Below are 12362 nucleotides of genomic sequence, written 5' to 3' on the forward strand. Positions count from 1 at the left end.
GGGTTCTCCGATGCTCAAGCCTCACAAATGGCCTTGGGGAAAATTTATAGAGAACTAATGCATCAAGCGAGTTTGCTGGCATATGCTGATGCGTATGAATTTGTGGCAACGATTATGATATTATTAGGGATTGTAGCATTGTTTATGCCGAAGAATGAGTTGCACGGCAAAAAGAAAAAAACGGTGGTTACAGAATAGAGGTAATCTTTAATGCAGGTACAGTTAATTTTAATATTTGTAGCGTTATTATGGGGGATTAATCCTAGTGCTATGAAAGTGGGGCTACTGTCGGTTGAACCAATGTCTTATAATTTTATTAGGATGATTTTAGCGGGAGTTTTGAGTTGGTTAGTAGCCCGCCAAATGGTTACTTTTAAAAGCTTAAGGCATTATGGTTACAAAGAAATTATGATTGCCAGTATTGGTTTTTTCTTGTTTCAAATTTTCTTTACTACCGGCGTTAAATTAACTACCGTTGGTAATGCTTCACTAATTTTGAGTTGTTTACCGATTAGTGTTGCTGTGATTAATTACCTACACAAATTTGAACAAGCTAATGTCAATTTAGGGTATAGCATTATTTGTTCTTTGGTCGGTGTAATAATAATGATTTTTAGTACCGGACAAAGTTTTAGCCTGGAGAGTAATCATTTAATTGGTGGGACAATGTTATTATTAGCCCAATTTTGCTATGCTTATTACACCGTGTTTTCAAAACAGAGCATCAAAGAATATTCGCCCTATCAAGTGACAACTTATATTTTATTGATTTCCACAATTTTGTTAATGCCATTTTCGCTCAATGATTTTTATCAGACTAAATGGAGTAATTTACCGTGGGAAGCGTGGGTAAGCATTTTTTACTCCGGCATTTTTCCGCTGTTTTTAGGCAATATTTTGTGGATTTGGGGAGCCGGAGTGATTGGCAGTAATAAGGCGTCGTTATATAATAATTTACCACCGGTTTTTTCGGTGCTGCTAGGGTGTTTGTTTTTTGAGGAAAAATTTGGTTTGCTAAATTTATTAGGAGTAAGCTTAATTATTGTTGGACTGATTATTAGTAAAAAAACTAGCAAGAATATTTAAAAATAAATATTCTTGCTAGTTTAAATTTTAATCTTCAGGAAGACAAATTTTATTAGCTATAATAGCTTTAATAGTATTTAAAATTAATATTATGATAAAAATTGATAAAAAGGTTAATAATGTAAAAAAAATTAATTTATAAATAATAATATTTGTTATACTGTACATTAAAGAACTGGCGATAGTTATAGCAGCTAAAGGGAAGGAATATGCCCACCATGATAAATAATACTTAATTTTATTAAACATTGTAAATTGACTAAATAAAAATATAGTTAAGAATAAAGCAAAGTAATATAAAATTTTTGCAAAACTATCAATGTTATTAGTTAATTTAAGATAAGAAATAAAACCTAAAGCTGGAGGAGCTATTAAAATAAAAAAAGTTGGTAATAATTTTTCTGGTAATGGATGATGAAAAAATATTCTATAAATAAAAATTGTGAAAAATAAAAGCCAAAAAACTATACCAATGCTATAAAAGAACCAGGATATTTCAGAATTAGCATGGTTTACTCCAATTATTGGAATTAATATATTGCCAACAATTGGTATAAACCATGCTGGATTAAAGTGTGTTATTTCAAATTTTGATTGGCGAATCCAATAAGATAATATTGCAATTGTTGATAATAAATGTAGCGAGGAACCGATTATCCATAATATTCTAGATAAATTAGTATTTAAATCATAATAAGCTATGCTTAAAAGGATAATGCTAATAGTAAAAGTTGGTGCGAAGCTTATTTTTATGGGGTGCGATAGTTCTTTGTATACAGAAGGTTTAAATTTTAAAAATTTTATAATATAAGTTATTAAAATAATAAAAAAAAGAAAAGAAATAATATAAAGAACTGTTGTGCTAATAAGATAAGGATAGCTTAAAAGCTTTTCTAATTTTTGCAATGATATTGTATATCCTGTTAATCCCATAATAATAGAAAAGAATGATAAAGGAAAAAATTCTAATTTTGAAAAATTCATAAGATATTACTCCTTTTAAATGATAATGTAAAGATTATAGACATATGTCAATAATCTTATTTTATTATAGCAGAAATAATTAATAAAGTGAGTTTGTCACAGAAATTTTGGGGAAATATATATTAAAAATACCGCTGATAATGGAAATTTGTGTTAGACTAAAGGTGGTATGGGGAGTGGGGGATTTTATGACGAAAAATATTATCAGATTAATGGTTAGCATTGTAATTATTAGCATTGTTGTAATTAGTGGACAAATATATTCATTTAATAATCGCCAAGCTGATAATTTATCAAGTTATTGTAATATTGATTTTATTGGATTAAAGCAGGATGGTGTTGTGAAAGCAGCCTTTTTGGAAATTGTTGATTTTCGGTATTCAGGAGCAAAATTATCACCACAATTGGAATTGATAATTGATAACGGAGAAGTTTCTTGTTTAGCACAAAGTATTAGTCAAAGCAACAATGACCAAGGGAGTTTATTGGAACAAAGGAAAGCAAAAAATATTTTAAAAGTAGTATTAGATGAAGCTGTAGTGAAACAAATTAAAAGTGCAACAATGGTAAAAGTTGGTTTTAAATATGAAGATGATACAAATTTTAGAGTGTTTCCGCTTAGTCAAGTTGATTTAAACTATTGGAAAAATCAATTATAAGGTTGAAGAGCTGTGAGTATTTACAGCTCTTCTTTTTATTGCTATTTTAAGGGGTTTATTTTATAATGCTAATTGTTAACCGATAAAAATAAAATGGTTAACTAAAGGAGTGGTGGTTTGTTTATTATTCAGGGCTGGGGGACAGATCAAAGAGTTTGGCCACAGTGGCTAAAAGATAGCGGAACTTGTTATAGTAAAAACTTGCCACAATTTCAGGTTGTTGAACAAGAATTTTTACAGTGTTTTTCTGTTAAGCAGAAAAAACTTACGATATTAGGTTGGAGTTTAGGAAGTATGTTGGCCTTAGAATTGGCACATAAACATGGTGATAAAATTGCTCAACTTGTTTTAATTTCACCCACTGCTAAATTTATCAGCAGTGGTGATTATGAGGTGGGGTTACCAAGCGGGGTGCTTAAAAACTTGCAACGCAAATTAAGTCGCAATAAAGAAGTAACGCAGCAAAGTTTTTATAGCTTAATGTTTAGTTATAGCGAGGATAACTTTCGCCATAACTTTATTAAGGATATGGCGCCGTTTTTCTATGATTTAGAGCTAGAAAGTTTGCAACAAGGTTTAACGTATTTACAAGAACAGGATTTACGGTTGTTGTTACCGGAGATTAAAGTTCCGGCAATTATTATTTCCGGTAGTGCTGATGCTATTTGTTTGCCCCAAGCAGCAGAATTTTTACATCACACATTAAGAAACAGTAAGCTTTTTAAAATAACAGGAGCAGGACATATCCCGTTTTGGACGCAAGCAGAGCTTTGCAAAAATATTTTGCAACAGGAGGCATTATATGATAAATAAACAAGGTGTTACTAAGCATTTTAGTCGTAATGTTAGTACTTATGATGAATATGCTGTTGTCCAAAAACTGATGGCGAGTAAGCTTGGTGCTTTAGCGCAAAAACAAGGTGATTTTAAGAATATTTTAGAAATAGGCTGTGGCACTGGATTTTTCACGGAAATTTTAGCGAAGTCCTTTCCCCAGGCTAAAATTAGAAGTACCGATATTTCCCAAGAAATGCTTAACTTTACCCAAGCTAAGCTAAGTCACTATAAAAATATCACTTATGAACAAGCAGATGGTGAAAATTATAGCAGTGGCGAAAAATTTGATTTGATAATATCTAATGCTGTGTTTCAGTGGTTTAATGATTATTATCATGCTTTTAGTAAATTTAAAGACTTATTAACCCCAGAAGGTTGTTTAGTCTATGCTACTTTTGGTGAAGATACTTTTTGGGAACTTAATAATTCTTTTAACTTAGCCAAAGAAGAGTTAGCTTTGACAAATACTAATAGTCATGGACCGGCTTTTATTTCCTGGAAAAACTTAAGAAAAATTAGCAATGCACTAAACTTTAGTGTTAGTGTTACTGAAGAAAAAGTGCAGGAGTTTTTTCCTAATGTTAAAGCTTTTTTAAGTTCGGTGAAAAAGGTTGGTGCTAATAATGCTAACAATAGCAATAAAGTATTAATTAATAGAAAATTAATGTTGAAGATGATGGAAAAGTATGCTAGAAATCATGGCATCATCGGAAAGATTCCGGCAACATATCATATTATTTATGCGGTCCATAAGGTTAGGGCTTAAAGTAAGGATTTAATAAAATGATGGTTAGCCTAAATTAAAATGTTAACCATCGCAGCAAAAGGAGAATTATAATGAGAGAAGTTATGAATATATTTGCTTTGGGTGAAAAAGTTTTACGCGGGGGCAGTATTACTAGAGCAGAGGCTAGTAAATTAGCTAATACGGCCGAAGAAAATTTGCCATTTTTATTAGCGATGGCCGATAAAATTAGACAAAAATTTGTGGGCGATGAAGTTGATTTATGCTCTATTGTCAATGGGCGTTCTGGTCGTTGTTCAGAGGATTGTACTTTTTGTGCGCAATCGGCACATTACAAGGCTGATATTAAGGTCTATGATTTGTTGAGTAGTGATGAATTGGTAGCTGCGGCGAAAAAAGCACAAGCTGGAGGGGCGTTAAGATTTAGTATTGTAACTAGTGGTAGGGGTGTTGCCAGTGACAATGATTTTCCGAAAATTATTGAAGCTTTAAAAAGAATAAAGGCGGAAACTAACTTGTTATTGTGTGCTTCGCTGGGAACTTTGACTTTAGAACGAGCGAAAGCCTTAAAGGAAATTGGGGTTAGTCGTTATCATCATAATGTGGAAAGTAGCCGGGGTTATTATGATAAAATTTGCAGTACTCATTCTTATGATGATAGAGCTAAGACGATTGAAATTGCACATCAAGCTGGACTGGAAGTTTGTTCAGGTGGCATTATGGGATTAGGCGAAAGTATGGAAGATCGACTGGATATGGCGTTTGATTTAAAAGAGATGAATGTTCATTCAGTTCCACTTAATTTACTTAATCCGATTAAAGGAACTCCATTAGAAGGTCAAGTAGCCTTAAAGCCGAAAGAAATTCTTAAAATATTTGCGTTATTTAGATTTATCTTACCTAAGAAAGGTATTCGGACTGCCGGTGGTCGTGAAGTTAATTTACGCGATTTGCAAGCGCTGGGCTTGATGGGTGGGATTAACGGGATGTTGATTGGTGGATATTTAACAACCGGTGGCAGAAATTATAGTGATGATATGAAAATGATAACTGACTTGGATTTAGTAGCTTTATCAGCACAGAAAAACTAGGAGGTTGTTACTTTGTATAGTATAAGAATGAGAGCAGCAGAAGGTGGTTGTCATGAAAAGGGTGGCAGACATATTTCTGGGGCTGAGCGTTTGGTTAGCAAAGAAAACCTTCAGCTGATAGCAAGTCAAATGATAGAGCGAGCCTTAACGCATACAAAGGGTGAGGCTGATTTTATTAATATTGTTATTGAGAAGCTTAATCCGGAAACTGTACAGAAAATTAATTGTTTATCAATAAAATCAATAGAAACAGTTGATGCTGCTAGCGGGAGAAACTTTGCTAAAGGCGTGTTGCAAAGTGCTGGTATTAGTGAGATGGCGATAAATAATGTCTTTAATTTGTTAGCCGGTTTGTCCACTAGTTTGCGTGGAGCAATGATTGTTGATGTTAAGACCGGTAAGCGAATTGACACTTATGGACAACGGGGAATTAGAGTTTCAAGAATGGATATTGCAGAGGAAGCTTCTTTTACAAAGTTTTTAGCTAGCCAAGGCTATGATAACTTGCATATCAGAGAGGCACTGGTGTTAGCATCTAAAGTGGTAGCAGGACCTGGTGTTGTGGCGGAATTATGTTGGTCAGATGATCCTGAATATACAGCAGGGTATGTGGCGACGAAACAGTGCTATACTAGATTTACTAATATCAAACCGTTGGGCAATGATATTGGTGGAAGAGTTTTTTTTGTAAACAATGTCGCAGTGGAAGCTTTAATTGAATTTTTAGAACAGCAACCGGTACAAATTGTGTTTGAGGAGACCAGATAGTGAAACACTTGGAAGATATTTTGAATATTATCAGAGAAAAAAATTTATGGCGCAAGACTGTAGCTTATCAACAAATTGACGGAAACTATGTAATGCTTAACGAAAAGAAATGTTTGATGTTAGCCTCAAACAACTATTTAGGATTAACGCATAATGACAAGATCCAGCAAGCTTCGATAGCGGCGATTGTAAAATATGGTACCGGCTCCGGCGGAGCTAGGCTTACTACGGGAAATTATCCGTTATATGATGAACTGGAATTAAGTATCGCTCAATTTAAGGGAACTGAAGCCGCACTGGTTTTTAATACCGGTTATATGGCTAATGTTGGGGTCATTAGTGCTTTATGCCTTAAAAATGATGTTATTTTCAGTGATGAATTAAATCATGCCAGCATTATTGATGGTTGTCGTTTGGCCAAAGCGGAAACTAAAGTATATAAACATAATGATATGACTGATTTAAAACTGCTTTTACAAAACACGGTTTGTGCAGGGCGTAAATGGATTATTACTGATGGTGTGTTTAGCATGGATGGTGATATTGCACCACTAGATGAAATTGTAGCATTAGCCCAAGAATATGGTGCAGAAATAATTGTTGATGATGCTCATGCGACGGGGGTAATTGGTGACGGTAAAGGTAGTGCGCATCACTTTGGTCTTAAGGCAGAAGTTGCGGTGCAAATAGGAACTTTGAGTAAAGCGATAGGCTCAGAAGGTGGCTTTGTGGCAGGTTCACAAATTTTAGTTGATTATCTGCGTAACGTTGCACGCAGTTTTATTTTTTCGACAGCTTTAGCCCCAGCTGTAGTTTGTGCAAGCATAAGAGCAATTAAAGAAATACAAGACAATGATAAGCTAGTTAATACATTAAGCGTTAACTCTTTATTTATGCGAGAGTGCTTAATGGCTGAAGGTCTTACTGTAATAGATGGCGAGACACCGATAATTCCGATTATTATTGGTGATGCAGCGAGAACTCTTGAAATCAAGGAAAAATGTCAAGACAACGGGCTTATTGTAAGTGCGATTAGGCCACCAACAGTACCTGTTGGCACAAGTCGGTTAAGATTGACGGTAATGGCAACACATACAAAAGCTGATTTAAAAGCTGCCGCCAAAATTATTGCCGATATTATAAAAGAAACGGTATAGTCTATAATTTTATAGACTATACCGTTTCTTTTATAAGCAGGATGAATCCATGGAAAGATATTTCCAAAGATCTTTATCACCATAACGTTCCACCACCAAGCGGGTGGCAGTAATATTATTTATGGCGTATTTATAGATAGTAGGATTTTGATCTTGTTGGCAAAAAAACTGTATTTGGCAACCCCAATCCTGAACGCTATATAAATCAAAAGGCGTTAGCTTGATAAAATCTAAATCGAATTTTTCTTGAAAGGCAATATGGGCTTTAGCGAGACTTAACGGCTCTTGATCCACCTCCGGGTAATTCATCCATAAAGAAATTGGTGGACGATCAAGATTTTTGCTAAGTAAGGCCGCTTGGACACGTTCTTTTTTATTCATAATATAGCCTCCGATTTTTATAGTATTGATAAAAAAACAGCCAATAGGCTGTTTTTAATACCCTATCTTTCCAAGATAACTTGGTTGGAATTAGCACCGTACTATTGTCGGTTGCCGGGTTTCATAGGGCCAGTCCCTCCACCACTCTTAATAGTATTATTTAATTGTTGAATAATGGGGTTGATAGATATCTTTCACCGGTATCTGGCAATAATACAACAATGGTTTTATCTTTATTTTCACTGCGCTGAGCAATTTTAGTTGCGGCAGCTAAAGCAGCACCGGACGATATACCAATTAATACCCCTTCAACTTGAGAGAATTTTTTGCCGTACTTGAAGGCTTCATCATTGGTGATAGTAATGATTTCATCATAAATTTCAGTGTTGAGTGTTTCCGGAACGAAACCAGGGCCAATACCCTGAATTTTATGAGAACCAGCTTGACCTTTTGATAAAACAGGGGAGTCAGTTGGTTCAACGGCAATTATTTCTATATTAGGGTTTTGTTCTTTTAAAAATTTGCCAACACCACTGATTGTGCCACCAGTGCCGATACCAGCAATAAAGATATCAACTTTACCGTCGGTGTCGTTCCAAATTTCTGGACCGGTTGTTTTATAATGGATAGCTGGATTTGCTGGATTGGTAAATTGTGATGGCATAAAAGCGTTAGGGTTTTCTTCTTTAATTTCTAGAGCTCTAGCAATAGCCCCTTTCATTCCTAAAGCTCCTTCAGTTAGCACTAAATCTGCGCCATAGGCTTTTAAGAGATTGCGTCGTTCGATACTCATTGTTTCTGGCATTGTTAAGATTATTTTATAACCGCGGGCAGCGGCCAGACTTGCTAAGCCAATCCCGGTATTGCCACTAGTGGGCTCTACGATAATAGAATCTTTATTGAGCAACCCTTTTTCTTCGGCTTCATCTAAGATTGCTTTAGCAATCCGATCCTTAACGCTACCGGCTGGATTAAAATATTCTAACTTAGCTAAGATTGTACTTGTTAAATTTTCACTTTTAGCAAAGCGCTGTGCTTTTAATAGTGGAGTTTGCCCGATTAACTCGGCGATACTTTCATAAATTTTTGCCATGATTAAAACCTCCCGATTAATAAAACATATATGATTAATATGTTTTCATTTTAAAATACTATTTTTGTAATGTCAATGATAATTTTAAAATTATTTTTTTATGTTAAAAAGTTTAGGTAAGAGGAGCTTTTCAACATAAAAAAATGTTGACTTTTATGACAATTGAATTATATCATATATAAAACATATATAGTTTATATGATATAATTCAGGAGGGATAATATGAAAATCAAGACAAAATGTGTCCATGGTAATATTATAGAAAATAATCCTACCGGAGCGATTAGTGTACCTATTTATCAAGCGGCAACCTTTGTGCATCCTGGAGTTGGACAAAGTACCGGTTATGATTATTCTAGATTACAAAATCCGACGCGTGAACATGTTGAAAAGATAGTTGCTAATTTAGAAAATGGTATTGACGCCTTAGCTTTTTCGAGTGGCATGGCGGCAATAATGGCAGTGATGGAACTATTTGAGCCACAAGATCATATTATTTGCTCTGATGATTTATACGGTGGTTCACAGCGGTTATTTGATAATATATCGAAAAAAAATCAACTAGCAATAGATTATATTGATAGCAGTAACAGTAGTGCTGTAAAAAATTTGATAAATAATAAAACAAAAGCAATCTATATTGAAACACCGACTAATCCGCTGATGAAAGTAAGTGATATTAAAGCTATTGCTGAGATTGCTCAAGAAAATAAATTATTATTGATAGTTGATAATACTTTTTTAACTCCTTATTTTCAAAAGCCATTAGATTTAGGTGCCGATATTGTTGTTCATAGTGGAACAAAATATTTAGCCGGTCATAATGATACTTTGGCGGGATTTTTAGTAGTTAAAGAGAATATAGTAGCAGAGAAACTGAGATTTATTTATAAGACTATTGGTGCGTGTTTAGCGCCCTTTGATAGTTGGCTGGTGATTAGAGGCTTAAAAACTTTGGCGTTGAGATTAGCAGCGCAGGAAAGTAATGCTGTAAAAATTGCGAACTATTTAAAAACTGTAGATAGTGTAAAAAAAGTTTATTATATCGGTTTACCGGAACATCCTTCATATGATATTACCTTACAGCAGAGTAGTGGTTTTGGCGCAATGATTTCGTTTGCAGTTAATAAGCCGGCAGTGGCGATTAGATTATTAGAAAAAATTAAAGTAGTACAGTATGCGGAAAGCTTAGGCGGTGTAGAGTCGTTGTTAACTTATCCGATGTTACAAACGCATGCTGATGTTCCGCCAGAGATTCGTCAGGCTAAAGGTATTGATGAACATTTACTACGCTTATCGGTAGGAATTGAAGATGTTGAAGACCTTATAGCTGATTTAGAGCAGGCGTTTGAGGAGGATTAAGATGAAATATGATTTTTCCCAAGTAATAGAACGAAATAATACATTATCAATTAAATATGATTTTGCGAAAGAACGGAAAAAACCCAGTGGTTTACTATCGTTATGGGTTGCTGATATGGATTTTCCGGTAGCACAAGAAATTAAAGATGCCTTAATTGAACGTTGTAATCATGGGATTTTTGGGTATTCCGAAGTTAAAACACCGTATTATGAGGTTATTGCTAAATGGTATCAGGAAAAATTTAATTGGTCGACGAAAAAGCAGTGGCTTGTTAAAACGCCGGGAGTAGTAGCGGCAATTGCTAATGCCATTAGAGCTTTTACTAATATTGGCGATGCTGTGCTTATTCAAAAGCCGGTATACTATCCGTTTTTTTTAACGATTGAAGATAATCAGCGGAAAGTTGTTAATAATTCGTTAGTTTATAAAAATGGTCGTTATGAAATGGACTTTGTCGATTTTGAAGAAAAGATAATTAGCCATAAGGTTAAATTATTTGTGTTATGTAGTCCGCATAATCCGGTGGGGCGGGTCTGGAACAAAGAAGAGCTGTTAAAACTAGGGGATATATGTTTAAAACATAAGGTTATTGTAGTGGCAGATGAAATTCATGCTGATTTTGTTTATCAGGGTCATCAACATCAGGTGTTTGCTAACTTAAAAACTGACTATCAAGAGATAACGGTAACTTGTACTGCCCCAAGCAAGACTTTTAATATTGCGGGCTTACAAGTATCTAATATCTTTATTGCTAATGAAAATTTGCGAAAAAAATTCAAACAAGAATTGAAAAAAACAGCTAATGCTGATATTAATGTTATGGGACTGATTGCGTGTCAAGCTGCTTACAGTCAAGGTGAAGACTGGCTCAGACAGGTTAAAATATATATTGCCGAAAATTTAGAATATGTAAAAACCTTTTTAAGAGATAATTTACCGCAAGTTAAATTAGTTGAGCCTGAAGGAACTTATTTACTATGGCTTGATTTTAGAGAACTTAATTTAACGGAAGAAGAGCTGGAAGATTTAATTATCAATAAAGCGAAATTATGGCTAGATGGTGGAACAATGTTTGGTACAGAAGGAGTAGGATTTCAACGGATCAATATTGCCTGTCCGCAAAAAATTTTAATACAAGCTTTCACACAATTAAAGGAAGCATTAAAACAATAAAATAAAACCCCGTCTAAGGTCACTACCGCTTTTAGCGATAGTCAGTATTAGACGGGGTTTTTATTAAGAATAAATAGTCCAGTTTGAAACATTAACAACGTTAGCAGTACCGCTACCAGTACCGCTACCAGCCGAGAACCCGTTGTTGGTAACTGTTTTTAAGCTTTGGTTAATATTGGAGTTAGAGATAGTGATGTTGTCTTTTGCATAAAAGGCGCCACCGTTTAAGTTAGAGTCAAAAATTTGAATATCGCTATAACCAACATACATTGCTCCGCCGATATTGTTGCCACGCAGAAAAATACGATCCTTAGCGACAATTAAGCAATCAGAATTAACATTAATTTGTTTAGTAGTATTAATACCAAATTCACCATTAACAAAGATATTAACATTTTTTAATTGCAAGCTATTAAGATCTTTCATGGCATTATCGTCAATATATAAATTACCATCAATAATGATTGTCCGTCCTTCTAAGGTTTGGGTGCTTTTGCTGGCAGCTAGCATATCGGTCATATTGTTTACGACAATAGTATTACCGGCACTATCGGTTTTGGTTAAAATCGGTCGGTTGGGATTATTGTAAGTGCTGGCAGCTTGACTAAAGTCGACAAAGGGCCAAGAAATTGTTTTATCCAGTTGTTTCCATTTTGTGGTATTAGTAGCACTGGTTGAAGTAATAGTATAGCCACCATTTACTTTGGCAGTAGTATCAGACCAGCTACCATTAGCTCCAAAATCAGCATTAATAGTATCATTTCCGAACAAGGTAATATTGCCGGAAGAAAAAATACCATAGTTAAACATCGGACTATTACCGTTGATGCCACCAAGATTAACACTGACAAGTGCACTCATTGTTTTTTGAATGCCATTACAGCGCCCCGTAGCAGTAACTAGGTAAGTGGTGTTTTTCGGTGGGGTTGAAGGGACAATTGCTTGGTTGGTAGTATCACTGTCCAAGGATATTTTCACGTGAAACTGTTCAGCCGGATAAGTTGTTGCTGTTTGCCAGTTGGTAG

The 12362-nt window shown here is 34.7% G+C and carries 14 protein-coding genes and 1 riboswitch; of the genes, 10 read left to right on the forward strand and 4 right to left on the reverse strand.

Annotated elements, in window-relative coordinates; genetic code table 11:
- Positions 1-198, forward strand: a 198-nt coding sequence (locus KBI38_06755) for an EmrB/QacA family drug resistance transporter (protein MBP8629756.1), incomplete at its 5' end; no start/stop codon positions are given.
- A gap of 12 nt (positions 199-210) precedes the next feature.
- A complete protein-coding gene (locus tag KBI38_06760) occupies positions 211-1086 on the forward strand; it encodes an EamA family transporter (GenBank protein ID MBP8629757.1) in 876 nt (291 codons plus the stop codon).
- A gap of 27 nt (positions 1087-1113) precedes the next feature.
- Here KBI38_06760 and KBI38_06765 read toward each other — a convergent pair whose 3' ends face one another.
- On the reverse strand, positions 1114-2070 hold the full coding sequence (locus KBI38_06765) for an SLAC1 anion channel family protein (protein MBP8629758.1): 957 nt from the start codon (positions 2068-2070) through the stop codon (positions 1114-1116).
- A 188-nt stretch (positions 2071-2258) separates the two neighbouring features.
- Here KBI38_06765 and KBI38_06770 point away from each other — a divergent pair, with 188 nt between their 5' ends.
- The 6 genes from KBI38_06770 (at position 2259) to bioF (ending at position 7327) form a co-directional block, all read left to right on the forward strand.
- Positions 2259-2729, forward strand: coding sequence for a hypothetical protein (locus tag KBI38_06770; protein MBP8629759.1), 471 nt, complete (start codon positions 2259-2261; stop codon positions 2727-2729).
- Between the two features lie 117 nt (positions 2730-2846).
- Positions 2847-3542 carry an alpha/beta fold hydrolase gene (locus KBI38_06775; protein MBP8629760.1) on the forward strand — a complete coding sequence of 232 codons (696 nt, stop codon included), beginning with the start codon at positions 2847-2849 and terminating at the stop codon, positions 3540-3542.
- Positions 3532-4332, forward strand: a complete 801-nt coding sequence (gene bioC / locus KBI38_06780; GenBank protein MBP8629761.1) for a malonyl-ACP O-methyltransferase BioC — start codon at positions 3532-3534, stop codon at positions 4330-4332. Before KBI38_06775 ends, bioC begins: the two co-directional genes overlap by 11 nt.
- A gap of 71 nt (positions 4333-4403) precedes the next feature.
- Positions 4404-5402 carry a biotin synthase BioB gene (bioB, locus tag KBI38_06785; GenBank protein MBP8629762.1) on the forward strand — a complete coding sequence of 333 codons (999 nt, stop codon included), beginning with the start codon at positions 4404-4406 and terminating at the stop codon, positions 5400-5402.
- Positions 5403-5414: 12 nt separating this feature from the next.
- Complete coding sequence (locus tag KBI38_06790; protein ID MBP8629763.1) at positions 5415-6170, forward strand: 6-carboxyhexanoate--CoA ligase; 756 nt, start codon at positions 5415-5417, stop codon at positions 6168-6170.
- On the forward strand, positions 6167-7327 hold the full coding sequence (gene bioF / locus KBI38_06795) for an 8-amino-7-oxononanoate synthase (protein ID MBP8629764.1): 1161 nt from the start codon (positions 6167-6169) through the stop codon (positions 7325-7327). Before KBI38_06790 ends, bioF begins: the two co-directional genes overlap by 4 nt.
- Before the next feature lie 30 nt (positions 7328-7357).
- Here the strand turns inward: bioF and KBI38_06800 are convergent, their stop codons facing one another.
- Complete coding sequence (locus tag KBI38_06800) at positions 7358-7708, reverse strand: hypothetical protein (protein MBP8629765.1); 351 nt, start codon at positions 7706-7708, stop codon at positions 7358-7360.
- 59 nt (positions 7709-7767) lie between these two features.
- A riboswitch (SAM riboswitch) is annotated at positions 7768-7865 on the reverse strand.
- A 3-nt stretch (positions 7866-7868) separates the two neighbouring features.
- Positions 7869-8801: a cysteine synthase A gene (cysK, locus tag KBI38_06805; protein MBP8629766.1), complete on the reverse strand. Its 933-nt coding sequence runs from the start codon at positions 8799-8801 to the stop codon at positions 7869-7871.
- Between the two features lie 222 nt (positions 8802-9023).
- Here cysK and KBI38_06810 point away from each other — a divergent pair, with 222 nt between their 5' ends.
- Both KBI38_06810 and KBI38_06815 read left to right on the forward strand, forming a co-directional pair.
- Complete coding sequence (locus KBI38_06810; protein ID MBP8629767.1) at positions 9024-10163, forward strand: PLP-dependent transferase; 1140 nt, start codon at positions 9024-9026, stop codon at positions 10161-10163.
- A 1-nt stretch (position 10164) separates the two neighbouring features.
- Entirely contained in the window at positions 10165-11337 is a 1173-nt protein-coding gene (locus KBI38_06815) for a pyridoxal phosphate-dependent aminotransferase (protein ID MBP8629768.1), read from the forward strand.
- A gap of 63 nt (positions 11338-11400) precedes the next feature.
- Here KBI38_06815 and KBI38_06820 read toward each other — a convergent pair.
- On the reverse strand, positions 11401-12362 hold a 962-nt coding region (locus KBI38_06820; protein MBP8629769.1), incomplete at its 5' end, for a hypothetical protein.

Source organism: Negativicutes bacterium (genome assembly GCA_018052945.1).
Taxonomy (GTDB): Bacteria; Bacillota; Negativicutes; order JAGPMH01; family JAGPMH01; genus JAGPMH01.